The organism is Pseudomonas sp. SA195 (assembly GCF_054131565.1).
This window is the reverse complement of sequence record NZ_CP096392.1, coordinates 3,358,656-3,385,105: the sequence shown is the minus strand read 5'-3', so window position 1 is coordinate 3,385,105 and position 26,450 is coordinate 3,358,656. Positions and strand designations below refer to the sequence as shown.

Annotated in this window: 20 protein-coding genes, 1 tRNA gene and 1 pseudogene; 11 read left to right on the top strand and 11 right to left on the bottom strand. The window is 61.7% G+C overall.

Annotation, left to right across the window (positions count from 1 at the left end; translation table 11 throughout):
- Nucleotides 1-27 precede the first annotated feature (27 nt).
- On the bottom strand, nucleotides 28-2,409 hold the full coding sequence (lon, locus tag M1D78_RS15705; RefSeq protein WP_437420920.1) for an endopeptidase La: 2,382 nt from the start codon (nucleotides 2,407-2,409) through the stop codon (nucleotides 28-30).
- A gap of 140 nt (nucleotides 2,410-2,549) precedes the next feature.
- Here lon and M1D78_RS15700 point away from each other — a divergent pair, with 140 nt between their 5' ends.
- The 3 genes from M1D78_RS15700 to putP (M1D78_RS15690) all read left to right on the top strand — a co-directional run bounded on the left by M1D78_RS15700 (nucleotide 2,550) and on the right by putP (M1D78_RS15690) (nucleotide 8,411).
- Nucleotides 2,550-3,305, top strand: a complete 756-nt coding sequence (locus tag M1D78_RS15700; RefSeq protein WP_437420919.1) for a helix-turn-helix domain-containing protein — start codon at nucleotides 2,550-2,552, stop codon at nucleotides 3,303-3,305.
- 254 nt (nucleotides 3,306-3,559) lie between these two features.
- The gene (gene putA / locus M1D78_RS15695; protein WP_437420918.1) at nucleotides 3,560-6,721 is read left to right on the top strand and encodes a bifunctional proline dehydrogenase/L-glutamate gamma-semialdehyde dehydrogenase PutA; all 3,162 of its coding nucleotides are present in this window, start codon (nucleotides 3,560-3,562) and stop codon (nucleotides 6,719-6,721) included.
- Between the two features lie 205 nt (nucleotides 6,722-6,926).
- Entirely contained in the window at nucleotides 6,927-8,411 is a 1,485-nt protein-coding gene (gene putP / locus M1D78_RS15690) for a sodium/proline symporter PutP (RefSeq protein ID WP_437420917.1), read from the top strand.
- A gap of 108 nt (nucleotides 8,412-8,519) precedes the next feature.
- On the opposite strand, the gene M1D78_RS15685 is transcribed toward putP (M1D78_RS15690), so the two are convergent.
- On the bottom strand, nucleotides 8,520-8,744 hold the full coding sequence (locus M1D78_RS15685) for a DUF3203 family protein (RefSeq protein ID WP_437420916.1): 225 nt from the start codon (nucleotides 8,742-8,744) through the stop codon (nucleotides 8,520-8,522).
- Between the two features lie 241 nt (nucleotides 8,745-8,985).
- Here M1D78_RS15685 and M1D78_RS15680 point away from each other — a divergent pair, with 241 nt between their 5' ends.
- The 7 genes from M1D78_RS15680 (at nucleotide 8,986) to M1D78_RS15650 (ending at nucleotide 17,028) form a co-directional block, all read left to right on the top strand.
- Nucleotides 8,986-9,660 (top strand): methylamine utilization protein, encoded by a 675-nt coding sequence (locus M1D78_RS15680; protein WP_437420915.1) that lies wholly within the window; start codon nucleotides 8,986-8,988, stop codon nucleotides 9,658-9,660.
- Nucleotides 9,644-12,004: a putative bifunctional diguanylate cyclase/phosphodiesterase gene (locus tag M1D78_RS15675; RefSeq protein WP_437420914.1), complete on the top strand. Its 2,361-nt coding sequence runs from the start codon at nucleotides 9,644-9,646 to the stop codon at nucleotides 12,002-12,004. The genes M1D78_RS15680 and M1D78_RS15675 overlap by 17 nt, the downstream gene beginning before the upstream one ends.
- Entirely contained in the window at nucleotides 12,004-12,858 is an 855-nt protein-coding gene (locus M1D78_RS15670; RefSeq protein WP_437420913.1) for a DUF3034 family protein, read from the top strand. The genes M1D78_RS15675 and M1D78_RS15670 overlap by 1 nt, the downstream gene beginning before the upstream one ends.
- Complete coding sequence (locus M1D78_RS15665; protein ID WP_437420912.1) at nucleotides 12,858-13,277, top strand: group I truncated hemoglobin; 420 nt, start codon at nucleotides 12,858-12,860, stop codon at nucleotides 13,275-13,277. Before M1D78_RS15670 ends, M1D78_RS15665 begins: the two co-directional genes overlap by 1 nt.
- 184 nt (nucleotides 13,278-13,461) lie before the next feature.
- The gene (putP, locus tag M1D78_RS15660; RefSeq protein ID WP_437420911.1) at nucleotides 13,462-14,946 is read left to right on the top strand and encodes a sodium/proline symporter PutP; all 1,485 of its coding nucleotides are present in this window, start codon (nucleotides 13,462-13,464) and stop codon (nucleotides 14,944-14,946) included.
- A 193-nt stretch (nucleotides 14,947-15,139) separates the two neighbouring features.
- Nucleotides 15,140-15,313 carry a hypothetical protein gene (locus M1D78_RS15655; protein WP_437420910.1) on the top strand — a complete coding sequence of 58 codons (174 nt, stop codon included), beginning with the start codon at nucleotides 15,140-15,142 and terminating at the stop codon, nucleotides 15,311-15,313.
- A 308-nt stretch (nucleotides 15,314-15,621) separates the two neighbouring features.
- Complete coding sequence (locus M1D78_RS15650; protein ID WP_437420909.1) at nucleotides 15,622-17,028, top strand: alpha/beta hydrolase family protein; 1,407 nt, start codon at nucleotides 15,622-15,624, stop codon at nucleotides 17,026-17,028.
- An 89-nt stretch (nucleotides 17,029-17,117) separates the two neighbouring features.
- On the opposite strand, the gene M1D78_RS15645 is transcribed toward M1D78_RS15650, so the two are convergent.
- From M1D78_RS15645 to metG, 8 genes and pseudogenes are all read right to left on the bottom strand, one after another.
- Nucleotides 17,118-18,152 (bottom strand): hypothetical protein, encoded by a 1,035-nt coding sequence (locus tag M1D78_RS15645; protein WP_437420908.1) that lies wholly within the window; start codon nucleotides 18,150-18,152, stop codon nucleotides 17,118-17,120.
- 558 nt (nucleotides 18,153-18,710) lie between these two features.
- Nucleotides 18,711-19,457, bottom strand: a complete 747-nt coding sequence (locus M1D78_RS15640; protein WP_437420907.1) for a DUF2726 domain-containing protein — start codon at nucleotides 19,455-19,457, stop codon at nucleotides 18,711-18,713.
- A 122-nt stretch (nucleotides 19,458-19,579) separates the two neighbouring features.
- Nucleotides 19,580-20,098, bottom strand: a complete 519-nt coding sequence (locus tag M1D78_RS15635; RefSeq protein WP_437420906.1) for a hypothetical protein — start codon at nucleotides 20,096-20,098, stop codon at nucleotides 19,580-19,582.
- Nucleotides 20,095-21,123, bottom strand: a complete 1,029-nt coding sequence (locus M1D78_RS15630) for a hypothetical protein (RefSeq protein ID WP_437420905.1) — start codon at nucleotides 21,121-21,123, stop codon at nucleotides 20,095-20,097. The genes M1D78_RS15635 and M1D78_RS15630 overlap by 4 nt, the downstream gene beginning before the upstream one ends.
- Before the next feature lie 262 nt (nucleotides 21,124-21,385).
- Nucleotides 21,386-21,459, bottom strand: a tRNA-Gly gene (locus M1D78_RS15625).
- A gap of 68 nt (nucleotides 21,460-21,527) precedes the next feature.
- Nucleotides 21,528-22,220, bottom strand: a complete 693-nt coding sequence (locus tag M1D78_RS15620; protein WP_437420904.1) for a pseudouridine synthase — start codon at nucleotides 22,218-22,220, stop codon at nucleotides 21,528-21,530.
- A pseudogene (locus tag M1D78_RS15615) lies at nucleotides 22,220-22,405 on the bottom strand (cysteine-rich CWC family protein); the annotation flags it as partial. The pseudogene M1D78_RS15615 and the gene M1D78_RS15620, both read right to left, overlap by 1 nt.
- A 263-nt stretch (nucleotides 22,406-22,668) precedes the next feature.
- Nucleotides 22,669-24,708: a methionine--tRNA ligase gene (gene metG, locus M1D78_RS15610; protein WP_437420903.1), complete on the bottom strand. Its 2,040-nt coding sequence runs from the start codon at nucleotides 24,706-24,708 to the stop codon at nucleotides 22,669-22,671.
- 194 nt (nucleotides 24,709-24,902) lie between these two features.
- Between metG and apbC the strand changes: the two genes are divergently transcribed.
- Entirely contained in the window at nucleotides 24,903-25,997 is a 1,095-nt protein-coding gene (gene apbC / locus M1D78_RS15605; protein ID WP_437420902.1) for an iron-sulfur cluster carrier protein ApbC, read from the top strand.
- Between the two features lie 137 nt (nucleotides 25,998-26,134).
- Here the strand turns inward: apbC and M1D78_RS15600 are convergent, their stop codons facing one another.
- On the bottom strand, nucleotides 26,135-26,344 hold the full coding sequence (locus tag M1D78_RS15600; RefSeq protein ID WP_003282211.1) for a cold-shock protein: 210 nt from the start codon (nucleotides 26,342-26,344) through the stop codon (nucleotides 26,135-26,137).
- Nucleotides 26,345-26,450 lie beyond the last annotated feature (106 nt).

Here is a 26,450-nt window from a genome sequence, read left to right as displayed (position 1 = left end):
CGACCTCCGCCCGCGCCCGCGCGCCGGTCAGAACAGCACCTTGACCACCTCGCTGAAGCGCTTGGCGAAGTGCATCGTCAGGCCTTCCTTGAGGTAATCCGGCAGCTCTTCGAAGTCCCCGCGATTCAGCTCAGGGATGATCAGCTCGAACAGCTTCAAACGCCGCGCGGCGATCACCTTTTCCCGCAGCCCGCCTATCGGCAGGACCAGGCCGGTCAAGGTCAGCTCTCCCGTCATCGCCACCCCTTTCTTAGGCGCCTGATTGCGCGCGAGCGACAGCAGGGCACTGGCCATGCTGATACCGGCACTCGGCCCATCCTTCGGCGTAGCGCCTTCCGGCACATGCATATGCACGAAGGCCTGGTCGAAGAACTCCGGGTCGCCCTTGAATTCTTTGAGGTGCGAGTTGATGTAGCTGAAGGCGATCTCCGCCGATTCCTTCATCACGTCGCCGAGCTTGCCGGTGAGCTTGAAACCGCGGTTGAGCGTATGGATGCGCGTCGCCTCGATCGGCAGCGTGGCGCCGCCCATGCTGTTCCAGGCGAGCCCGGTCACCACGCCCACGCCGGTAAGCAGTTGCTCGGGGTGCCAGAACGGCATGCCCAGGTAGCTCTCGATGTCCTTAGGGCCGATCTTGATGTTCGCCTCGGGTTCGTCGAGCAGCTTGACCACCGCTTTGCGCACCACTTTGCCGAGCTGCTTGTCCAGCTGTCGCACCCCGGCCTCGCGCGCATAGCCTTCGATCAGGCTGCGCAGGGCGCTGTCGCTGATCGACAACCGTTTCTTCGGTACACCGGCCCGCTCAAGCTGGCGCGGCCAGAGGTGGCGCTTGGCGATCGCCAGCTTCTCCTCGGTGATGTAGCCGGACAGCCGGATGATCTCCATGCGGTCGAGGAGCGGGCCGGGAATCGAGTACAGGCTGTTGGCCGTACAGACGAACAGCACCTTGGACAGGTCTAGGCGCAGGTCAAGGTAATGGTCGAGAAAGCCAACGTTCTGCTCGGGATCTAGCGTCTCGAGCAGCGCCGAGGCCGGGTCGCCCTGGTGGCTGCTGCCGAGCTTGTCGACTTCGTCGAGCATGATGACGGGGTTCATCACCTCGGCTTCCTTGAGCGCCTGCACCAGCTTGCCCGGCAAGGCGCCAATGTAGGTCCGGCGATGGCCCTTGATCTCCGCCTCGTCGCGCATGCCGCCGACGCTGAATCGATAGAAGGTACGGCCGAGCGATTCGGCGATCGACTTCCCGATGCTCGTTTTGCCGACGCCGGGCGGGCCGACGAGCAGCACGATGGAGCCGGCAATTTCGCCGCGGAAGGCCCCAACGGCCAGAAACTCGAGGATCCGGTCCTTGATGTCGTCGAGGCCTGCGTGATGAGCGTTCAGCACTTTGCGGGCATGGTTCAGGTCGAGCTTGTCCTCGCTGTACAAGCCCCAGGGCATGGAGGTCGCCCAATCGAGGTAATTGCGGGTGACGGCATACTCCGGCGATCCGGTTTCCAGCACCGAGAGCTTCTGCAGCTCGTCGTCGATCCTTTTTTGCGCGGCCGGCGGCACGACTTTGCCTTCCAGACGCGAGCGGAACTCATCGGCGTCCGCGCTGCGGTCGTCCTTGGTGATGCCGAGCTCCTGCTGGATGATCTTCAACTGTTCCTTGAGGAAGAACTCGCGCTGGCGCTCGCCGATCTTGCGGTTCACTTCACCGGTCAGCTCCTTCTGCAGCTTGGCGACCTCGACTTCCTTGCGCAGCAGCGGTAGGACTTTTTCCATGCGCTTGAGCACCGGTACGGTGTCGAGCACTTCCTGCAGTTCGGCACCCGGTGCGGTGGTCAGCGCGGCCGCAAAATCGGTCAGTGGTGACGGTGCATTCGGGCTGAAGCGGTTGAGGTAGTTCTTCAGCTCCTCGCTGTACAGCGGGTTGAGCGGCAGCAGCTCCTTGATCGCGTTGATCAGCGCCATGCCGTAAGCCTTCACCTCGTCACGCGGGTCTTCATCGCTTTGCGGATAATCAACTTCGACCAGATAAGGGGGCTTGCGGCGCAACCAGCCGCGGATTCGCACCCGGGCCATGCCTTGAGCGACAAACTGCAGCTTGCCGCCTTCTTTCGACGCGTGGTGCACGCGCACCATGGTGCCGTGTTCGGGCAGTGCGTCCGGGTCGAAACTGGCGGCATCCGCAGCGGGGGTGTCCATATAGAAGAGGGCGAGGCGCTGATACGGCGTCTTGCTGACCAGCTCCAGCGTTTCCGCCCAGGGCTCGTCATTGACGATTACCGGCAACACCTGTGCCGGGAAGAACGGCCGGTTGTGCACGGGGATGATGTACAGCTTGTCGGGTAGGTTCTGATCCGGCAGAACCAGGCCCGTGGACGATTCGTCTTGCTCGAGTTCTTGATGGATGTCGTCGTTCATGCGGCACCTGTGGCGAGTACGTTCTCTTTAGATGGGTATCGGCCGAATGATTTCAATACGAATCGCAGCCGGCCTCTGGTCGCCGCTGTAAAAAATGCCGGGCCTTCGGTAGAGTGCCTGGACACCTCAGGTATCCCGCCATGCTCAACGCCCGTCTGCTTCGCCTCGATGATCAGGCCCACGAACACGCGCACGACTATCACCAGTTGGTGCTGTCGCTGGCCGGCAGCGCGGAGTTCGAGGTGGACGGAGCGGGTGGGGAGGTCTGCCGCATGCGCGCCTGCCTGGTGCCCGGCCATGCCGAGCACGAATTCGCCGGCAAGGGCGACAACCGCATGCTGATCATCGACCTCGATGATCAGGACATGAGCGAAGACGATCCGCGCTTGCTCGCGCAACTCTTCGAAATCCCGCGCTACCCGGCGCTGGATGCTGATTTCCAGAACCTGCTCAACTATGCCGGTGCCGAGCTGGCGCGCTACGGCAGTGATCCATTGTTGGCGCGCGCGTTGGGCGGCGTGCTTTTGCGCGCACTTCACCTTCGCGTGTTCGGGGATACGACTCACCGCCCGGTCGGCTCGCTCGATATTGCCCGGCTCGATGCGCACATCGAGACCAATCTGGCGCGGCGCATCACCGTGGCGGAGTTGGCGCAAGTGGCTTGCCTGAGTCCCAGTCACTTTCACGCACAGTTCAAGGACTGCGTCGGCCTGACCCCTCACCAATACCTGCTCAAAAGCCGCCTCGATCGCGCCACCCGTCTGCTGCGTGAAAGCCCTCTGCCGCTAGTGCGGATTGCCGAGGAGTGCGGCTTCTCCAGCCAAAGTGCCCTCACTACGGCAACGCGTCGCTACCTCGGGCTGACGCCCAAGCGGTTGCGCACGCGCGACAGCTGAAGATCCGTCATTTCGCACCGAAACGGTGCGTGTGTGGCCTAAAGCCAGTAATCCAGCACCGCTATAGTGAAAGTGGGTGACGGGTAAATGACGGCGCTCAAAAACCCATAGGTTTCTGCAAAAGTTCCGTAGCTTTGCGAAACAACGCCCGTGGCCGCCGCCGTAGATTCGCCTACCCGTTCGGCGAGCGCTGCCAATTTCAAGCCGCAGCGCGCCGAGCCAGTACAACAACACTCCACTAGAGGAGCGGCGCGATGTTCAAAGCCGGTAAAGTCTTGCAGGGCGATTTCGCCAACCTGAAAGCCGCCGAATTTTTCCCCGCCATCAGCGCAAATTATTGCGTAGACGAGGCGGACTACCTCACCGAGCTGCTGCAATTGGCTGACCCTGGCGAGGCAGGCATCGAAGCCATCCGCCAGGAAGCGCGTAGCCTCATCCAGGCCGTGCGTGGGCGTGATAACGCCGTGGACACCCTTGACGCTCTGTTACGCCAGTACAGCCTGGATACCCAGGAAGGCCTGATGCTCATGTGTCTGGCCGAAGCGCTGTTGCGCGTGCCGGACGCCGCCACCGCCGACGCGCTGATCCGCGACAAACTGAACGCGGCCGAATGGGAGCGACATCTCGGTCAGAGCGACAACGTGCTGGTCAACTTCGCCGCCTGGGGTCTGGTCATGACCGGCCGCGTGGTGGACCCGGAAAGCTCCGACGGTCGTCCGAAGAACGTCATCGGCCGCCTCATCAAACGCTCTGGTGAGCCTGTGATTCGCGCTGCGATGAACCAGGCAATGAAGCTGATGGGCAAGCAGTTCGTCCTCGGTCGCACCATCTCCGAAGCCCTGAAGAACGGCCGTCCGGAGCGCGAGAAGGGGTACACCTATTCGTTCGACATGCTCGGTGAAGCTGCGCTGACCGCCGAGGACGCCCGCAAGTACATGGCCGACTACCGTCAGGCTGTCGAAACAGTCGGTGCAGAACCGCAGGTCGGCCCTGGCCCGCGCCCGTCCGTGTCGATCAAGCTGTCTGCATTGCACCCGCGTTATGAAGTGGCCCAACGCGAGCGAGTGCTTACCGAACTGTTCGCCAATGTGCGCGAGCTGGCCATCCTGGCGCGCAAACTGGATGTCGGTATCACGATCGACGCCGAGGAGGCGGACCGCCTCGAACTGTCGCTCGAACTCTACGAAAAGCTCATGCGTGACCCCGCCATTGCCGGCTGGGGCGAGTTCGGCCTGGTGATCCAGGCGTATTCCAAGCGCTGCCTGCCGGTGTTGGTATGGCTGACCTTGCTGGGTAAAGAGCTTGGTGCGCGCATCCCGTTGCGTCTGGTCAAAGGTGCCTACTGGGACAGCGAGATCAAGCAGTGTCAGGTTCAGGGCCTGCCGGGCTACCCGGTTTATACCCGCAAGGAAGGTACCGACACCTCGTACCTCGCCTGCGCACGTTACCTGCTCTCCGAGCAGACCCGCGGCGTGATCTACCCGCAATTTGCCAGCCACAACGCCCATACCGTCAGCTGCATCCTGGCCATGGCCAGCGAGCTGCAAACCCCGCGCGACTTCGAGTTCCAGCGCCTGCACGGCATGGGCGACGCCCTGTACGACACCGTGATCGAGAAGTACCGCAAGAACGTGCGCATCTACGCACCCGTCGGTGCTCACAAGGATCTGTTGCCCTATCTGGTGCGCCGCCTGCTGGAGAACGGTGCCAACTCGTCGTTCGTGCACCAGCTGGTCGACCCGCGTGTGCCGGTTGAGACATTGATCGATCACCCGGTCAGCCAGCTCCGCCAGTTCAAGACTTTCGGCAACCAACGCATCCCGCTCCCGCCGGCGCTGTACGGCAACCGGACCAATTCTCGAGGCATCAACATGAATATCCAGACCCAGTGGAACGAGCTGTCCAGCGCCTACCAGACCTTCCTCGATCGCCAGTGGCAAGCCGCACCCGTCATCGGCGGGCAGAAGCTGACCGGCACCCCGAACAAGGTCCATTGCCCGTACCAGCTCAGCCAAGAAGTGGGCACCGCACAGTTCGCCAGCGCCGAGCAGGCCAAGCAGGCCATCGACGGTCTGGCTGCCTACTGGCCCCGCTGGAACGCAACGCCGGTCGAACAGCGTGCGCAGATCCTCGAGCGCCTGGGTGACCTGCTGGAAGCCAATCGCGCCGAACTGATGGCCCTGTGCACCCTAGAAGCGGGCAAAACCCTGCAGGACGGCATCGACGAAGTGCGCGAAGCGGTCGACTTCTGCCGCTACTACGCGTTGCAGGCCCGTCTGAAACTCGGCCGCGAAGAGCTCAAGGGCCCGACCGGCGAGCGCAACGAGCTGTTCCATGAAGGCCGTGGTGTCTTCGTTTGCGTCAGCCCTTGGAATTTCCCGCTGGCCATTTACCTGGGCCAGATCACCGCGGCGCTGGTCGCCGGCAATACCGTGTTGGCCAAACCGGCCGAGCAGACCAGCCTTATCGCAGCCCGCGCCCTTGAGCTGATGTTTGAAGCTGGCCTGCCGAAAGACGCCATTGCCCTGTTGCCGGGTGACGGCGCCACGCTGGGTGGCGTGTTCTGCCGTGACCCGCGCGTGGTCGGCGTCTGCTTCACCGGTTCGACTGACACGGCGCGCATCATCAATCGCCAGCTGGCCGAGAAGGAGGGCGCCATCGCTACTCTGATCGCCGAAACGGGCGGCCAGAACGCCATGATCGTCGACTCCACCGCGCTGCCTGAGCAGGTGGTCAAGGACGCGGTCGGGTCTGCCTTTACCAGCGCTGGCCAGCGTTGCTCAGCCTTGCGCGTGCTCTACGTTCAACGCGACATCGCGGACCGCGTGATCGAGCTGCTCAAGGGCGCCATGGCCGAGCTGAAGGTCGGCCCGACGCACCTGCGCGAAAACGACCTGGGCCCTGTGATCGACGCTGAAGCCCGCGAAGGCCTGCTGGCGCATATCCAGCAGCTCAAGGCCGAAGGCAAGCTGATCGCCGAAGCCCAGCTCCCGGGCAGCCTCAACGGTCACTTCGTGGCGCCGGTGGCGTTCGAGATCGGCAGCATCCTGGAACTGAAGAAAGAGCAGTTCGGCCCGGTGTTGCATGTCGTGCGTTTCGATGCTGCCGACCTGGAAAAAGTGGTTGGTGACATCAATGCCACTGGCTATGGCCTGACGCTTGGCGTTCACAGCCGTAACGAGGAAACCGCCGCGCGCATCGAAGCCCTGGCGCGGGTTGGCAATCTGTACATCAACCGCAACCAGGTCGGCGCGGTCGTCGGCGTGCAGCCCTTCGGTGGCTGCGGCCTGTCCGGCACGGGCCCGAAAGCAGGTGGCCCAAGCTATCTGCTGCGCTTCGCCAACGAGCGCACCACCTCGACCAACACCACCGCCGTTGGCGGTAATGCCTCGCTGCTGTCGCTGGTCGACGATTGATCGTCACTTAGCAGGAAACGGCTGGCGGCTCGGTTCAGAGACCGCCAGCTCACTACAACAATCAGAACAGTCGGCGGATCGCTCTTCCGCCACTGATGGGTCCGGTTGGGCCCGTCCCGGTGATGGCGCGATCCGCCATCGCCCTCTGCCAGGTGGGATCGGGAATACCCTCGCGCCCATCAACAACAACTAATGAGGGAACAACATGAGCATCAGTACTCCCACTTTGATCACCTTCCTGGTCTACATCGGCGCGATGCTGTTGATCGGCTTCGTCGCTTACCGGGCCACCAAGAACTTTGACGATTACATCCTCGGTGGCCGGAGCCTCGGCAGCTTCGTGACGGCGCTGTCCGCTGGTGCTTCGGACATGAGCGGTTGGTTGCTGATGGGCTTGCCTGGCGCGATCTTCGTCGCCGGTTTGTCGGAAAGCTGGATCGCCATTGGCCTTATCGCAGGCGCCTGGCTGAATTGGTTGTTCGTTGCCGGTCGGCTGCGCGTCCATACCGAGCGCAACCAGAATGCACTGACCCTGCCTGACTATTTCTCGCACCGTTTCGAGGATGACAGCCGCATGCTGCGCATCTTCTCGGCGCTCGTGGTGCTGGTGTTCTTCACGATCTACTGCGCATCTGGCGTAGTGGCCGGCGCCCGCCTGTTCGAGAGCAGCTTCGGCGTGCCGTATGACCTGGCCCTGTGGATCGGTGCCGCAGCGACCATCCTGTACGTGTTCATCGGCGGCTTCCTGGCGGTCAGCTGGACCGACACCGTGCAGGCCACACTGATGATCTTCGCGCTGCTGATCACCCCGGTGTTCGTCATCCTCGCGCTGGGCGACATGGGTGCCGCGATGGATACCATCGCGACCCAGAATCCGGCGGCTTTCGACATGTTCGACGGCCTGTCCTTCGTCGCGATCATTTCGCTGCTGGCATGGGGCCTGGGCTACTTCGGCCAACCGCACATCCTGGTGCGCTTCATGGCCGCCGACTCGGTCAAGACCATCCCCAACGCGCGCCGCATCGGCATGGCGTGGATGATCTTGACCCTTGCTGGCGCCGTGGCAGTGGGCTTCTTTGGTATCGCCTATTTCGCGGGCCATCCTGACCAAGCCGGCCCGGTAACCGAGAACGGCGAGCGCGTGTTCATGGAGTTGGTGAAGATCCTGTTCAACCCCTGGGTGGCCGGTGTGATCCTCTCCGGCGTGCTGGCTGCCGTCATGAGTACGCTCAGTGCTCAGCTGTTGGTCAGCTCCAGCGCCCTGACCCAGGACTTCTACAAGGCTATGCTGCGCAAGAACGCCTCGCAGACCGAGCTGGTCTGGGTCGGCCGTGCGATGGTGCTGCTGATCGCCTTCATCGCCCTGGGTATTGCCTCCAACCCGGACAGCAAGGTGCTGGGCCTGGTGTCCTACGCCTGGGCCGGCTTCGGTGCTGCCTTTGGCCCCGTCGTGTTGATCTCCCTGCTGTGGAAGAACATGTCCCGCAACGGCGCGCTGGCTGGCATGATCGTCGGTGCTGTCACCGTGGTGGTCTGGAAGCAGTTCATTGGTCTCGGCCTGTACGAAATCATCCCGGGCTTTATCCTTGCGAGCATCGCCATCGTTGTCTTCAGTAAAGTCGGCCGTGGCGCTTCGCCGAGCATGGTCAAGCGTTTCGAAGACGCCGAGCAGGAATACCAAGGGCGCTGATTCACGCACGCCCAGATGACGAAACCCCGCTGTCGGTCAGCCCGGCAGCGGGGTTTCGTTTATCTGGGCAAGGTCGACCTCCGGTCGGCGTCGCCTCATGTGGCAGCCTCAATCGTCGACAACTAGGTTCTCGCGATCGTCTTTCGCACCGGCGGCGATCAGGTGTTCGGCCTGGTCTTCGGTGAGGTGGGTGCTGGCGCCATCGACGTGTGCGACCGACATGCGCGCGGCCGGATCGGTGCTGATGCGTACGTCCATGATGGCGCTGCGGTAGGTGGTGCCGTCGATGGTGGTGGAACAGGTGCCCGTGGCGGTATCGATGTCGAGGGTCATGGCAGCCTCCTGGGTGTCGCAGTCGAAGGAGCCGCGCGAAGGATGCGCGGCCATTGCTCTTCAGACCCTTGGCGAGAGGATCCGTTTTGCCGAGGCGGCCGGCCGGTGCAGCGGAGGATCGGCGCAGTGAGGTGAAAAAAAGGCTGATCAGGTAGTGGCAATGGGCTAGCCTGACAGCTAAATGGTTGCCAGGGATGGTTGCAGTCCAACGCATGACGCCACGAAGGCGGGGTCGATCCCTATGTTCAAACACAGTGCAACCCTCGTCCTGACGGGCCTGCTGGGTGCGCTCGCCGCAGCCGCACAGGCTCAGCCGCTACAGGTGCGCATCCTCGATACCGAGGGCAAACCGGTGGTCGGCGCCGTGCTCAGCCTTCGCGGCGCAGCACTGGCAGCAGGCCAGGGCGGGCAGGCCGATATGGACCAGATCGGCAAGCAATTCGTCCCGGCGGTGCTGCCGGTGCGGGTAGGAACCGCAGTGCGCTTTCCCAATCGTGACGACATCCGTCACCAGGTCTATTCCTTTTCCCCGGCCAAGCGGTTCGAGCTGCGCCTCTATGAAGGAACGCCCAGCGCACCGGTGGCCTTCGATGCGCCTGGTCTGGTCGTGCTTGGCTGCAACATCCACGACTGGATGCTGGGGTACATCTACGTCACCGAAGATGAGCTGTTTGCCGTCAGCGATGCAGAGGGCAGGGTGACGCTGGACGTACCGGCCGGTCAGTACCCGGCCACGCTCTGGCATCCTGCCTTAGCCGATATGCAACCGCAGGCCGCGGGCCAGTTGGGGGCCGGCGACGAAACCGTCGACCTGCGCCTGTCGGTGGCCGTGACGGCACCGTTACAACCCGCTCCGCCAGCGCCAAGCGCGTTTGCCGATGCGTTCAGGAATGCCACCCGTGACGCGCGGCCTTAGTTTCCATGCGCGCCTGACCGGCGTGCTCGCGGCCTTCGTGCTGATCGTTATCGGCGCGCTGTACTTCTCCGTGCGGCTGGTCACCGAGTCGGCTGTTAGCCGACAGGCCACCGATCGGCTCGAATCGGGCCTGCGTGTGTTCGAGCAGCTACTGGACATGCGTGGCCGCCAGTTGCGCGACGGGGTCCAAGTGCTGGCCGCGGATTTCGGCTTCAAGGAAGCAGTCGCCAGCGGTGACACCCCTACGCTGCAATCGGTAATGACCAACCAGGCGGCGCGGATCAATGCCAGCGAAGCCATGCTGCTGGGGCTCGACGGCCGTGTGTTGGCCTCCAGCCTGGCAGACGCGATTCCCGGCGAAGCCTTCCGTTATGCCGATGACCTTCGCCAGGCCCGCGAGAGCGGCCGCACGCTCGTGGTCCTCGCCTTGGGTGGCCAGGCTCACCTGCTGGTCGAGGCGGAGGTGCGCGCTCCGCTGCCGATCGCCCGCGTCGTCATGGGTTTCGTCATGGACCGCTCGCTGGCGGAGGAACTCAAAGAGCTGACCGGGCTGGACGTATCCTTTCTGGCCATGGGCAGCGATACCCGTGGCGAGCTGACCAGCACACTCGTGCCCGAGAAACACGAAGATCTGATCGTCGGCTGGAGCCGGCACGTACACGCCGACGGCTTTCAGCCGCTGATGCTTGGCAACGAGCGCTACCTCAACGAGGACGTCGTGCTTTCCCAGGGCACCGATCACGGTGTCATCGCCGTCGTCCACAGTTCACTGGATGATGCGCTGGACGGCTTCCATGAACTCGATTCGCGCATCCTGCTGATTGCGGTCGTTGGCCTGATCGCCTCGTTGGTCGGCGCGCTGCTGCTGGCGCGCAGCCTGGCCGAGCCGGTCAATGCGCTGGCCCGCGCGGCCGATCGGGTCGGGCGTGGTGACTACCAGACGCCGATCGAACTGGATCGCGACGACGAGCTGGGCAGCCTTGCCAAGGCGCTCAATCAGATGCAGCGGGGCATCGCCGAACGCGAGCAACTGATCGCGCACAACATGCTGCATGACGATGTGACCGGGCTACCTAACCGCTCGCTGGTCTCGGAGTTGCTGTCCAACGCACTGGAAGCCGGGCGCGCAACTGCGGTGCTGCACATCGGCATCGGCAACCTCGACGGCCTGCAGGACAGCGCCGGCTCCGAGGGCCTCGACCAGGCCCTGCGGCAGATTGCGCAGCGGCTGCAAGCCAGCCTGCAGCCGGGTGATCACCTGGCACGGCTGTTGTTCGATGAGTTCCTGATGATCGTCAGTGATACCTCGGTCGAACAGGCGTTCAGTGTCGCTGTTGCGGTGCAACAAGTGCTGGTGCAGCCAATGCGCATTGCCGAGTTGGAGGTGCGCCTCGACGCACACATTGGTGTCGCCGCCTACCCGAACGACGCCGCAAGCGTTGACGAGCTTTTGCGCCGCGCGCGCATCGCCATGCAGGACGCCACCCTCATTCCTGATGGTCTGCAGCTCTACCAACAGGGCAGCGACGTTGCACACCAGCGACAGATCACGCTCATTCGCGACCTGCGCCATGCCCCGCAAACCGGCGGGCTGAGTCTGATGTTCCAACCCAAGGTCGACTTGCAGACCGGGCGCGTCTACCAGGCCGAGGCATTGCTGCGATGGCATCACCCGCAGCATGGGCCGATCTCGCCGGGCGAGTTCATTCCGCTGGCCGAGCGTACCGGCAGCATCCAATTGCTGACCGCCTGGGTGATCGAAGCGGCGATTCGTCAATTGCATCACTGGAACGGGCGAGGCTTCCGGATGGAGGTTTCGCTGAATATCTCTGCTGAAGATCTTGTGTCGCTAACGCTCGAAGAGCATGTCGCCGAGTTGCTGGGCCGTTATGCGATCAAGGGCGAGCAGCTGGTCTTCGAGATCACCGAAAGCGCCGTCATGCGCGAGCCGGAGCGGGCATTGGCGATGCTGCATCGTTTGCGCGGGCTCGGTATCCGTCTCTCGGTGGACGACTTCGGCACCGGCTACTCCTCGCTGGCCCAGCTTCGCCGGATGCCGGTACAGGAGTTGAAGATCGACCAGTCCTTCATCCGCGAGCTGGGCGAGACCCGCGGTGACGCGGTGATCGTGCGCTCGACGATCGACATGAGCCATGCGCTCGGGCTGAAGGTCGTGGCCGAAGGCGTCGAACACGACGAAACCCGCGATCTGCTTCAGGCCTGGGGCTGCGACACCTTACAAGGCTATCTCTATAGCCGCCCACTTCCGGCTGAAGCCTTCGAAGCCTGGGTCGCCCAGCAACCGTCTCACATGGCTTCGGCTCGCATGAAGGTGCATTCGTGATGTTCGTTCGGCATCTGTTCATCCTGGCCTGTTGCCTTCCGCTGTTGGCCAATGCGGGCCAGGGCCGCCTGCTGGCGACAGGCGGCGCCACCAGCCTCGAAGGCGCGGCCGGTGGCGGCATCACCCCCTGGGCGGTGCTGGCCGGTTATGGCGAGCGGGGTGAGTGGGGCGGTGACGTCTTCGCGACGCGCGTCGAGACTGGCGACTACCGGCTTGAAGTGGCCGGTGCCGCCGTGGCCTACGGCAATCGGCTGGAGCTTTCCTTCGCCCGCCAGCGCTTCGATCTCGGTACGCTGGCGCGAGACCTGTCCCTGCCCGAAAACAGCCTCAGCCAGGACATTTTCGGCGCCAAGTGGCGGCTGTTCGGCGATCTGGTCTACGACCGCCTGCCGCAGGTGTCGCTGGGCGTGCAGTACAAGCGGCAGAAGGATTTCCTGATTCCCTCGCTGATCGGCGCGCAGCGTGACGAGGATGCCGAGGCTTATCTGACCGCGAGCCGCCTCGTCCTCGGCGGCGCCTTCGGCTACAACCTGTTGCTCAACGGTGGCGTGCGCTACAGCCGGGCCAACGAACTCGGCCTGCTCGGCTTCGGCGGCGATCGGCGCGACAGCCGCAGTCTCTTGAAAGAAGGTTCGGTGGCGGTGCTGTTCAATCCTCGCTGGGCCGTTGGCGTCGAGTACCGCGAGAAACCCGACAACCTTTCGTTCGCCGGGGAAAGCGATTGGGCTGACCTTTTCGTCGGCTACTTCCCAAGCAAGCGTCTGGCCCTCGTGCTCGCCTATGCCCGGCTCGGCGAGATCGCCACGCTACGCAATCAGGACGGCGTCTATCTGTCCGTGCAGGGGAGTTTCTGATGCCGCGGCTGATCCTGCTGGTCTGCCTGTTGCTCGCGGCTTGCGCCCAGCAGCCGGCACGCGACGACATCCTGTATCGCCAACTGGGTGGCGCGCCGGGCATCACCCGCATCGTCGAAGGCATGTTGCTGCGCGTCGCCGCGGACCGGCGGATCGTCGAGCATTTCCAGCGTGTCGACATCCAGCGGGTGCGCGACAAGCTGATCGAGAAACTGTGCGCCGAAGCGGGTGGGCCCTGCGTCTACACCGGTGACAGCATGGAGGAAAGCCACAAGGGCCTGGCCCTGACCCCGGCGGATTTCAACGCCTTGGTGGAAAACCTGCAGGCCGCCATGACCGCCGAAGCAGTGCCGATCCCGGTGCAGAATCGCCTGCTGGCGCGCCTCGCGCCCATGCGCGGTCAGGTGATCGACCGATAACCGGAGGCGGGCGCCTCCTCGTACGACCTGGCGTCCAGGACATCGGAAACCTCCCGGTCACGAGCGGTTTTGCAATCGAAACGCTATCCTTGCGCGCTGACTCGGCCATCCGTTGCCGACGCCCTGCAATGTGTCGTCAGTGGAGGCGGAGCGATGCCTCCGCAGCACAAGGAAATAAATACAAATGAACCTGAGTAACCCGACACTGATCACCTTCGTGATCTACATCGTGGCGATGATCCTCATCGGCTTCATCGCCTATCGCGCCACCAAGAACTTCGACGACTACATCCTCGGCGGCCGCAGCCTGGGCAGTTTCGTCACTGCGCTGTCGGCCGGTGCCTCCGACATGAGTGGCTGGCTGCTGATGGGCCTGCCCGGCGCGATCTTCGTTGCCGGCCTGTCGGAAAGCTGGATCGCCATCGGCCTCATTGCCGGCGCCTGGCTCAACTGGCTGTTCGTCGCCGGCCGCCTACGTGTGCACACCGAGTACAACCACAACGCGCTGACGCTGCCGGACTACTTCTCACATCGCTTCGAAGACGAGAGCCGCCTGCTGCGTATCTTCTCCGCCCTGGTGATCCTGATGTTCTTCACCATCTACTGCGCCTCGGGCGTGGTGGCCGGTGCGCGCCTGTTCGAGTCCACCTTCGGTATGGAATACGGCACCGCGCTGTGGGTTGGCGCCGCGGCGACCATTCTCTACGTGTTCATCGGCGGCTTCCTCGCGGTGAGCTGGACCGACACCGTGCAGGCCACGCTGATGATCTTCGCGCTGCTGATCACGCCGCTGTTCGTCATCTTCTCGCTGGGCGACATGGGCGCCGTCATGGACACCATCGCCGCGCAGGATCCGTCGAACTTCGACATGTTCAAGGGCCTATCCTTCATCGCCATCATCTCCCTGCTCGGCTGGGGGCTGGGCTACTTCGGCCAGCCGCACATCCTGGTGCGCTTCATGGCTGCCGATTCGGTCAAGACCATTCCCAACGCGCGCCGCATCGGCATGGCCTGGATGATCCTGACCCTGGCCGGCGCCGTGACCGTGGGCTTCCTTGGTATCGCCTACTTTGCCGACAACCCGGCCGTGGCCGGCGCGGTGACCGAGAATGGCGAGCGGGTGTTCCTCGAACTGGTCAAGCTGATGTTCAACCCTTGGGTGGCCGGGGTGATTCTCTCCGGCGTGCTCGCGGCCGTCATGAGTACGCTCAGCGCCCAGTTGCTGGTGAGCTCCAGTGCGTTGACCCAGGACTTCTACAAGGCCTTCCTGCGCAAGGGTGCCTCGCAGACCGAACTGGTCTGGGTCGGCCGCGCCATGGTGCTGTTGATCGCCCTGATCGCCATCGGCATCGCCTCGAATCCGGAGAGCAAGGTGCTGGGCCTGGTGTCCTACGCCTGGGCCGGTTTCGGTGCGGCCTTCGGCCCGGTGGTGCTGATCTCCCTGGTATGGAAGCGCATGACCCGCAATGGTGCCTTGGCTGGCATGCTCGTCGGTGCCGTGACCGTGGTTGTCTGGAAGGAATTCATTGGCCTGGGCCTGTACGAAATCATCCCCGGCTTCATTCTGGCCAGCGTCGCGATTTACGTGGTGAGCATGATGGGCAGGGCACCCGCTGACAGCATTCAGCAGCGTTTCGACGCAGCGGATGCGGAGTACCGCGCGGGTTGATCACAGCCTCGTTCGCAGGGCGATGCCTGGATAGGGATCGCCTCGCCCAAAACCAGAATAGGGCGCGGCATGGAGTCCGCTTCTGCAGGCGCCCGCTTGCTGCGATCAGATGGATGCTGCCGCTCGAATGGGCCATAGTTGCAAACGTAACGGCGCCAGCCAGGCGCCTTCAGGAAAGCCGAGGAGTATTCCGATGAAAGCACTGCATAACCTGACCACCCGCACGCTGATTGTGGCCCTCGCGGCCCTGCTGATGACCGGCTGCAGCCTGCGCCTGCCGGGCGTTGCCGTCGACGTCGGCGACCGCGACGGCCACCACGGCGGCACTCATTGCCCCCCTGGCCAGGCCAAGAAGGGCAACTGCTGAGCCCTCCTCGGGGCGGTCCTGCCCCGCTCATGCCGCGCCGTAACGCGGCCGCAATACCAGGCCCGACTGCACGTCGGGCCCTTCCGCTTCACCCACTCCATCGTTGTGCTGATGCGTCCATAAGCGCGGCGGCAGTCGGGACATTTTCGAATGCTGGTTTCGCTGCCAGTCGTCTGCCAAATCCTGGTTGTGTTTGACAGGCCCGTAGCCTCTGCCACGGTTAGCTGAGCGCGCAAGGCATCGGCTCGGCAGGTCTTCGACGCAGTGCTCGCACCGCTAGAACAAGAACAACAATCAGGAGAGTCTCCATGCGTCCAAGCAACCTGGCTTCGGCCTGCGCACGCGCCCTTGCCGGCGTGATGCTCGTCGGTACGATCGGCGTCGCGGCCGATGCCCACGCCCGCCCCAAACCCATCAAGCCGCCGCTGTCCCACAGCGAATCACGTGAGCAGGATTCGCGTACCTTCGTTCCTGTGGTTTCGCCATTGGCTGCGATTCCCGGCCTGCCCAGCGAGCGTTGGACCGGCGTCTACCAGGGTTCGTCCTACCAGATCGAAGTGCCGCCTAACTGGAACGGCATGCTCGTCATGTACGCTCATGGGTTCCGCGGGCAGGGGCCGGAGCTCACCGTCGGTCCGCCAGCCATCCGCCCCTGGTTGCTTCAGCAGGGCTACGCCTGGGCGGCGTCCAGCTACAGCAAGAACTACTACGATGTACGCGCCGGCATCGAAGACACCAACGCCCTGGCCCTGGCCTTCAGTGAGCTGACCGGCAAGGCTGCGCCGAGCAAGACCTATATCACCGGGCATTCCATGGGCGGCCATGTCGCGGCCGCTGCCGTCGAGGCCGAAACCTACGCGACGGCCAACAACCGCGTCGTGTACGACGGCTCGGTGCCCATGTGCGGCGTGACCGGCGACGTCTACGAGTTCGAGTACCTGATGAACTTCACCCTGGCCGCGCAACACCTGGCCGGGCAGGGGCCGACCAGCTTCCCGGCGACCGACTTCCAGGCCAAGCTGCCGCAGATCATCGGTGCGCTGTGGGACAGCTATCCCACCGATCCTTCGCCGCAAGGCGAGAAGCTCGAAGGCATTGTCCGTGAACTCAGCGGTGGCGATCGGCCGATCTTCGCCGAGGGCTTCCGCACCAGCCTGCAGAGCGTCGTGCTCGGCACTGGCGGGCGGGACGGCACCGTTGACGGCATCCTCGCCGATTCGCTGTCCGGCAACCTCTCCACGCGCTATCAGTTCGACACGAACAAGGCGATGTCCCGCGAGGAACGCGAGTTCAACGACTCCATCATCCGCGTCATCGGCTACGCCCCGGCCAACAGCATCCGCCCGGATGGCCTGCGCTGGATTCCGGTGGTCAACGGCCAGTTCAACGTCCCGGTGGTCAGCATTCACACCCTGGGTGACCTCTACGTGCCGTTCAAGCACCAGCAGATCTACCGGCGCAACGCCGAGGCCAACGGCAACGGTGAGCTACTCGTGCAACGCGCGATCCGTGCGCCCAGCCACTGCGACTTCAGCTACCAGGAGCAGGTCGAGGCCATGGCGGACATGCTGCGCTGGGAGCAGGAGGGCATCAAGCCGGCGGGTGACGAAGTGCTGAACCCGCGTGTCGTGGCCGATCCGGCGTACGGTTGCACCTTCACCCGCAACGAAGGCGTACCGACCCGCGGGTTGCTGCCGGCCTGCCCGGAAAGCTGAGACCGGGGCTCGCCAGGGCGAGGCCCACACCTCGCCCTGGCGACCGAATGGTCCGGCGACCGGCCGTAAGCGGGCGATCGCGTTGCCCGCTATTGCTGCACGACGTTGGCCAGGTTGCCGTTGCCGGTCTGGACAATACTGGCCGTATGGCTACCCAGCGACTGCGTCAGAAAGGCCTGGTGGCCTTGCCCCGTCTGGCTGATCATCGCTTCGTTGGCCTCGAAACCCTGCGAGGCCTCGATCCGGTTGTAAGCACCGATCTGCGCGATGTCTAGCTGGTTTCCATCGCCGACCTGCGAGGTCGAGACTCGGTTGTAATCGCCTTCCGAGTACCCGCTCAGGTTGCTGTTCTGCCCGGCCATGTACGCGTCGAGCTCGTTTCCAATACCGCGCTGCGTGTGCGCGAGCGCGCTGTTTCCGTCCCGTGTCTCGATGCGTGCCATGTTAGCCACGCCCGCCTGATCGACGGCCACGTCGGCCGCGGGATAGCGTCCGGATATTTGCAGGATGAATGCTTGGTTGGCAGTGCCGTCCTGCTCGATTTCCGCAGCACCACCGCCCAGACCGCCGCTGTCCTGCTCCAACTGCACCTGGTGGGCCGTGCCGGTCTGTTGAATGCTGGCCGTGCTGAACCCGGATTGATCGATCTGCACGCGATTGTCCTGCCCGCTGGACACCGCCTCGAGCTGGTTGCCCACCCAGGCCTGCCTGGCCTCGAGCTGGTTACCCGTGCCGTCCTGCTCAATGCGCGCCGTGCTGGCCAGCTCACCCAGGTAGGCCTGCTGCTCGAGCACGACGTTGTTCGACGTGCCCGCCTGGTACACCTGCGCGTCCGCCGTGCCTGGCTGGCTGCCGTTCACCTGGTAGATCTCGACCGAATTGAGCGACCCGATCTGCTCGACCCGCGCCTGATCGCTCGCGCTGCTGGTCCCGGACTGGTCCGTGATCGCGCTGTTCGCAACGCCGTCCTGCGCGATGAACGATCGCTGCATGACGCCGCTCTGCGTCTGTTCCGCGCGATTGTCGAGGCCGGTCTGCTCCACCTCGGCCACATGCCCGTTGGCCAGCGCATGGCCGTTTAACGCCAGCCAGATCGCGGCGGACAAAGCGATTGATCTGTTCATTGAACTCTCCTGTTTGCATTGGATGGGCTCCGTACATCACAGGCGAAGCAAAAGGAGTGTTGTCGCGCAATCGCCCTCGCGATATAGGCCGAACGGATCAAGTGATGGGCGGCGCGGGATTAGGTCCTAAGTGGCCGTTCAGCCGCACGGCATGTCCTCGGGGCGAAGCTACTCGTTCGCCCGCAACGAACGCGGAGCGCCTAGCTTCGCTTTAAGGACGCTTCGGAAGTTGTGTGGGCGAGGGAATCGAAGCCTTTTGCTTGGTGTGTCGATTCGGCTCAAAGCGTGTCATTACGGGGTTCGTGACCGACTCGCCTGCTCGTTTCGTGGCAATTCGGCACAGTGATTTCGACACTTTATCGACAGCTAGGTATTCGGATGGATCAGGAACAACTGCGTCGACAGCTACTTGAGGGCGTTCAATCAAAGCTAGTGGAGCCTGCAAACGACTGGTATTTCGAGTCGCTTCGCCAGCGCGTCAAGAGCGCACAGACCGCTAGATGCGGTCAGCCCATCGGTAGTCGATCAACCCGGATGCGATGGTGAGCGTGGCTCGACCTACACCGGCCTGTCGAAAGTAGGTTCGACCCGCTCCGAAGTTGAGCTCGGCTGCATTACCGGCTCGATGGTTGGCGTCGGAACCGCTCCTGGCGTCTGCGGCTCTGGTGCGCGCTTGCACTCCGGGAAAGTAAGGGCGATCTGCTCTACGGACGGCATGATCTCGCAACGCCAGCGCACAACGCGAATGCCCGCTGCGGTTAGAACCTTGTCCTTCTTGGCATCGGCTTTGTGTCGATCCTTGTCCGAGTAGTGCGATTTATCGTCCAGCTCGACAGCCGCAATGGTGTTCAAGAACTCGTCCGCGATCACGAAATCAACGCTCATCTGACTAATGCGGGAGAACCACATCTTGAAGCTGTGGCCTTTCTTGATCGCCACCAGTTGCGATAGCTGAACCTGGGTAAAGATGTAGTGATCCGGCAATGCTTGCCGCAGGCGCTCGAACAGGACTGTCTCCGTTGCGGTTATCAGCTTCCGCTTCTGAAACGGCCATTCGCCGTCTGGGTCGTAGCGAAAACCGTCCGCGGCGATCTTGCGACTCGGTTGGGCTGACTGTGGCGCTTGTTGTGGTTGCTGCGGTTGAGGCTGAGCGCTGGCGGTCCCAGTAAACGTCGGCTCTTGCTTCCTAGCTGGCTCCTTCCATGGTGCGCGCGGTGGCCGCTTGTAACGGTTTGGATTTTGGCTTCTTCTTGACTTGGAAAATGAAGAAGACAATAGCGAAAACGATAATCCACCCGAAAACATCCACTGTTTTTTCCTTAATGCGTTGTATATGCCAAGTGTCCCGCTAAAAGCATTACGGCATGATTTATTTTTTTTGGCTGCTGCGAAAGTCGATTGTCTCGAGCGTGAGTTTGATTATTGAATTAAAGTTTTGAACTTCGATTGGTATAGCCGTCGACGAGTGATTGATGCTCGTCGTCCCTTTCGGAAATGGTTTTGATCGCATCTGCTGGTATTAGGGTTAAGATGACCGTCCAGAGCTGCCATAATGTAAGCGTAACCAGCGTAAAATAGGAAGCGCCGCGTAGTGGCTTACTGTAATCATTCAGTACGTTAATTGTCTGTAAGATTGGAGCAGTAACTCCTATCAATAGGATTATGCATAAGATGGTGGTTGAGTGAACTATAGGGGAAAATAATTGGCTAAGGCCGTTATGGTTGTTTTTTGTCTGAGTGCCTTTTGAAAACGAGAGGCGGAGCCTGTCGGGATAGACAATGGCAATCCAAGCTCCCACAACTGCGAAGATAATTGAAGCCGTGGTACGCAAGGCCTCAAACAAAGGCCATTGTTTATGAAAGGGGATTTCGGAGCCTAGCCAGCCCGCAATGCAGGCCAGCGTTACTGAAGTAATCCAGGCTATGTATTTCAGTGGCTTTCTCATGATAGTAATTTGAGTATGGCTTGCTTTCTCTTGGTAAGTGCGTTTATTAAGGAGTCAGTGTTGATGATCTCGTCGTTGTCTCTCAGGACGTCGAGCTCAAATTCTCCGCGAGCGGTAGCATGGCTGAGCCAATGGACCTTCGAGCTTCCTTTTATGACAAAGCCGTAGTCGTCCCACTGTCGGTCAGTATTGTCTTTCCACTCTTTAATTATTTGCTGCAAATTTGGCTTCGTTATGGTTGCACCAATAATGTAACGAAGATTGATAAAGTCTGCGGGCTTCGCTTGTGGCTGTGAGATATTAGTCCATCTTAAGAACTGCTGCCAAATTTGCAGGTCGTCAGTCCTGTTTAGCTGCAGTTTTGTTTTCTTCACTGCCCTTGTTATTTTGTCTACGTTCTGTAGTAGATATATGTGTGGGCCTGGTTTTCTATAAAGGTTCGTATGGAACTTGGGTGATAGATCCTCAGGGTCCGCAGTGTTTTTTGCTCGATACCCTAAGATTTCTATGTCTACTCCCTTTGCTGGCGCTTTAGCATGCACGACATATTTAGAAAAAGCCTGCATGTACGATTCGACATACTGTTGAAATGCTGGTTGGCCTGTTATGAGATGTTGAAATCCGACGCTTGCAAAAATGTTTTCTTTAGGCATGACCCAGAAGTATGTTGCAAATCCAGGAATGCTGCCTTTTGCAATTTTATTTGCAATAACCGTAGGGTTTCCAACATTGGAGGCGCCCATTACGGAATGTACATTGCCTGAGGTTGATGGCGTTTCGTTCCAGATTTTTATGAGCCAGTTGCTTCCCTTGTTCTTTATGTCCAATAGATAGGTTGGGTTGAGTTCTGTATAGTCTTGCTGCTCGTAGGTCTTGGTTGCAACAAGGGGCTTTCCTTTTGCCCATATTGCTAGATCAGCCAAAATATCTTCTATATCGCCAAAGCGCGGTGTTTTTTCACCCCACTCAAAATATCCGCACTTTGATATGTCATAGATGCTGATCCTTGCTTTTTCAGTTGGCATTGACGATCCTGCTTGTCAGTAATGTGAACGTTGGCGTTATATGGCTTTGTGCCTATTTTTATTTGCTTTTAGATTTCAATTTCGGTGGTGGTTTCAGATGCTAGCTTTTAAGCGTTTTAAAGAAAACCACCGCTCGCCTACCGCTTTGGTTAGCATCAAAAAGGGGGCAGATTTATTTTCCGCTAAGCCCACTAATCGCCCCCAGCCGAAACAAGCCAAACCCTAAACGAAAAAGCCCTGCAAGTGCAGGGCTTTTCTGATCTGGAGCGGGCGAAGGGAATCGAACCCTCGTCATGAGCTTGGGAAGCTCAGGTAATGCCATTATACGACGCCCGCGATGGGTGCCTTTTTACCAGAAGCGGGGGCCGAGTTGAAGCGGTTGGCGAGACTATTCGCCGGTTGGCTCAGATGGGGTCGATTTCTGCTGGCGTCAGGCGGCGGTATTGGCCGGGCGCGAGGGTGGGGTCGAGGGTGAGCGGGCCCATGCGTTCGCGGTGCAGGGCGGTGACCTTGTTGTTGAAGTGGCCGAACATGCGTTTGACCTGGTGGTAGCGGCCTTCATGCAGGGTCAGGCGCGCCTGGCGCGAGCCGAGCAGTTGGAGTTCAGCGGGCCGTGTGGTGAGGTTCTCGTAGCCGAAATACAGCCCCTGTGCGAAGCGCTCGACGCAGATCGGGTCGATGGGGTCTTCGGTTTCCACGAGATAGGTTTTGCCCAGCAGGCTTTCCGGCTGAGTCAGGCGGCGGGACCAGAGGCCGTCGTTGGTGAGGATCATCAGGCCCGTGGTGTTGAAGTCCAGCCGGCCGGCGATATGCAGCTCGGCCTTGTCAGGCTCGTTCAACAGGTCGAGCACGGTGGGATGCGCTGGATCGGCGGTGGCGCTGACGCAGCCGGCGGGTTTGTTCAGCATGTAGAAGCGTGCGGGTTTGCCGGCTTGCAACAGCTCGCCGTCCAGCTCGATGCGGTCGAACACACGGATGTCATGGGTGCCGTCGCGTACGGGCTGCCCGTTTACCGAAGCGCGGCCCGACGCCAGCAGCAGGCGCGCCTGGCGATGGCTGCAGGCGGGGAGGTTGGCGAGAAAGCGGTCGAGGCGCATCAGGGTTTTTCAGGCAGCTCACCGCGCGCGCAGCGTGGGCAGATGCAGGCTTTGTTCTGTGCATCTGCCGGAATCCGTTCGCGGGCTTCGGGCACTATCTCGGTGGTGAAGCACCAGCATGCGTGCGTGGCGGTCGCGGGGTTGCTGAGGCTGCATTGATTCGGCTCGCCACAAACCGGACATCGATTAGCAGGAGGCTGAAAAGCAACCTGCGTTGGCGATACGTCGTTGAAAACAGCCCCGGAATGTTCATTTAGAGCACCTGACTTGCAGGCCAGCCCGGTCCGCGTGTCCGGCTGCTTTTGCCTTGTCTTGCCTGCCTCGGCCACGTTCTTCAACGGCCTGCTGGGATCGGGCGTATGGGTCATAACCGGCTCCGGGTGGTGAAGCGGTTGGTTGGAATCGAAAAAGAAGCCCGGCATTGCGCCGGGCTTCTCATGCTACGTCATTACTTGACGCGTTGGCCGGGCTTGGCGCCGCTGTCCGGGCTGAGCAGGTAGATTTCTTCACCACCAGGGCCGGCGGCCAGCACCATACCCTCGGAGACGCCGAACTTCATCTTGCGCGCGGCGAGGTTGGCGACGTACAGGGTCAGGCGACCTTCCAGCATGCTTGGGTCCGGGTAGGCGCTCTTGATACCGGAAAACACGTTGCGCTTGGCATCGCCGATGTCGAGGGTCAGGCGCAGCAGCTTGTCGGCGCCTTCGACGAACTCGCACTTCTCGATCAGCGCGATGCGCAGGTCCACGGCGGCAAAAGCGTCGAAAGCGATCTCGGCAGCCAGCGGCTCCTTCGTCAATTCACCGTTGCCAGCAGGCGCGGTGGTTTCGGTGGCGGCGAGGTCTTCCTTGGAGGCTTCGATCATGGCGTCGATTTTTGCAGGCTCGATACGGGTCAGCAGGGGGGTGAAGGCGTTCAGCTGGTGGTTGGCCAGCGGTGTCCGCAGGTCAGCCCAGCCCAGCGGCTGGACGTTCAAGAAGCGCTCGGCGTCGGCGGCCAGGTTCGGCAGCACCGGCTTGAGGAAAATCACCAGCTGGCGGAACAGGTTGATACCGGTGGCGCAGATCGCCTGCACTTCATCCTGCATGCCTTCCTGCTTGTTCAGGGCCCAGGGTGCCTTGTCGGCGATCCAGGCATTGGCGCGGTCGGCCAGGGCCATGATTTCGCGCATGGCGCGGGCGAAGTCGCGGCTTTCATAGGCTTCGGCGATGGAAGGCGCGGCCGCCAGGAAGGCGTCGCTGAGCTCCGGTGCGGCATTGCGGTCGACCATCAGGCCGCCGTTGCCCTTGTGGATGAAGCCGGCGCAGCGGCTGGCGATGTTGACCACCTTGCCGACCAGGTCGGAATTGACCTTCTGCACGAAGTCCTCGAGGTTCAGGTCCAGGTCGTCCACGCCGCGGCCAAGCTTGGCGGCGTAGTAATAGCGCAGGTACTCCGGGTTCAGGTGTTCCAGGTAGGTGCGCGCCTTGATGAAGGTGCCGCGCGACTTGGACATCTTCTGGCCGTTCACCGTCAGGTAGCCATGCACCGCGACGGCGGTGGGCTTGCGGAAGCCGGTGCCTTCGAGCATGGCGGGCCAGAACAGGGTGTGGAAGTTGATGATGTCCTTGCCGATGAAGTGGTAGAGCTCGGTGGTCGAGTCCTTTTTCCAGAAGGCATCGAAATCCAGCTCCGGGCGGCGCGCGCAGAGGTTCTTGAAGCTGGCCATGTAGCCGATTGGCGCGTCCAGCCAGACGTAGAAGTACTTGCCCGGCTCGCCCGGGATCTCGAAGCCGAAGTAGGGCGCATCGCGGGAGATGTCCCACTCGTGCAGGCCGCCGTCGAGCCATTCGGCGATCTTGTTGGCGACCGATTCCTGCAGGCTGCCGCCGCGGGTCCATTCCTTCAGCATGGCCTCGAAGTCGGGCAGCTTGAAGAAGAAATGCTTGGAATCGCGCAGCACAGGCGTGGCGCCGGAGATGGCCGAGCGCGGATTCTTCAGGTCGGTGGGCTCGTAGGTCGCGCCGCACTTCTCGCAGTTGTCGCCGTACTGGTCTTCGGCGGCGCACTTCGGGCAGGTGCCCTTGATGAAGCGGTCGGCGAGGAACATGCCCTTTTCCGGGTCGAAGTACTGGGTCACCGAGCGGGTGGCGATGTGGCCGGCTTCGTTGAGGCGGGTGTAGATCAATTCGGACAGCTCGCGATTCTCGTCCGAATGGGTCGAATGGAAATTATCGAAGTCGACGAGGAAGTCGGCAAAGTCCTTGCTGTGTTCAGCCTGGACGTTGGCGATGAGCTGTTCCGGCGTGATGCCTTCCTTCTCGGCGCGCAGCATGATGGCCGAGCCATGGGCGTCGTCGGCGCAGACGTAGATGCACTGGTTGCCGCGCAGCTTCTGGAACCGCACCCACATGTCCGTCTGGATGTACTCGAGCATATGGCCAAGGTGGATCGAACCGTTGGCGTAGGGCAGGGCACTGGTAACGAGGATCTGGCGAGCTTCGGACATTGGGAAATCTGCAGTCGGGGTGGCGAAGTGAGCGGGTAACTATAAAGGTGCAGGCGTTATTTTTCATCCGCACTGGCGCGGTACGCGCGGGTCGAATGGCGCAGTTGTTGCCGCCGGATGCCGGTATTGGGCCGCGGCGGGTGCAGCGGGGTAAGATGCCCGTCTGTTTTGGTTGGTTTTTCTTGGGAGCAGTCATGACCGTCACACGCGAAGCGGTGGAAGCCGTATTGGGTCAGTACACCGACCCTAACCTGAACCAGGACCCGGTGAGTGCCGGTTGTATCCGCTCGATCGAGGTCCAGGGGGATCGTGTTAGCGTACAGCTCGAACTCGGCTATGCCGCCGGTTTGTTCCGTAGCGGCTGGGCGCAGATGCTGGCGATGGCCATCGAAGGGCTCGAGGGCGTGACGCGCGCGGACGTGCAGGTCGATTGCGTGATCCGCTCGCACAAAGCGCAGGACCAGGTGCCTGCGCTGAGCAACGTGAAAAACGTGATCGCGGTCGCCTCCGGCAAGGGTGGCGTTGGCAAGTCCACGACGGCAGCGAACCTTGCGCTGGCGTTGGCCCGCGAAGGCGCACGGGTCGGTGTGTTGGATGCCGATATCTATGGGCCCAGCCAGGGCATCATGTTTGGTATTCCCGAGGGTACGCGCCCCGAGATCCGCGACGGCAAAGCGTTCATTCCTCTGCAGGCCCATGGGGTGCAGATCATGTCGATGGCCTTTCTCGCCGACGACAAGACGCCCATGGTCTGGCGTGGCCCGATGGTGTCGGGCGCGCTGCTGCAACTGATCACCCAGACGGCCTGGGACGACCTGGACTATCTCGTCGTCGACATGCCGCCGGGCACCGGCGATATCCAGCTGACGCTAGCGCAAAAGGTCCCGGTGGTCGGCTCCGTCATTGTCACTACGCCGCAGGACCTGGCGTTGCTCGATGCCAAGAAGGGCGTGGAGATGTTCCGCAAGGTGAACATTCCCGTACTGGGCGTGGTGGAGAACATGGCGGTGCACATTTGCTCCAATTGCGGCCACGCTGAGCATCTGTTCGGTGAGGGCGGCGGGGAGAAGCTCGCTGGTCAGTACAATGTCGAGCTGCTGGCCTCGCTGCCGCTGTCGATGGCCATTCGCAGCCAGGCCGATGCAGGCGCGCCGACAACGATTGCTGACCCGGAGAGCCAGATCGCCATGATCTATCAGCAGATGGCCCGCCGGGTCGGCGCGCGAATTGCCCAGAGCGGGCAGATCGTCGCGCAGTCGATGCCGAACATTATGGTGACCGACGACTGACTCGGTCGGTGGGGCGCCTGCCTTGCGTTTCAGCGGGAGGCGGGCCTCCGGTAAGCCGCGAGTCGTTTGGCTGGACGCCAAATCGCAGGCATAAAAAAGCCCCGCCGAAGCGGGGCTTTTCTTAAAGAAGCTTCAGGTTAGATAACCTGAACTTCCTCAGCTTGCATGCCCTTCTGGCCGCGGGTAGCGACGAAGGAAACTTGCTGGCCTTCTTTCAGGCTCTTGAAACCGTCGCCCTGGATGGCGCGGAAGTGTACGAAGAGGTCGTCACCGGATTGCGGAGTGATGAAGCCGAAGCCTTTTTCATCGTTGAACCACTTAACGGTACCGGTTTGGCGATTAGACATTTGAATGTCTCCTTGAACAATGTAGAAGTTTGTTGAACGGGCAAATACCCCGAACGGTGACTGTGTGCAAGGAGTTAAAGGAGTCGTAGCAATGATCGGATCGAAA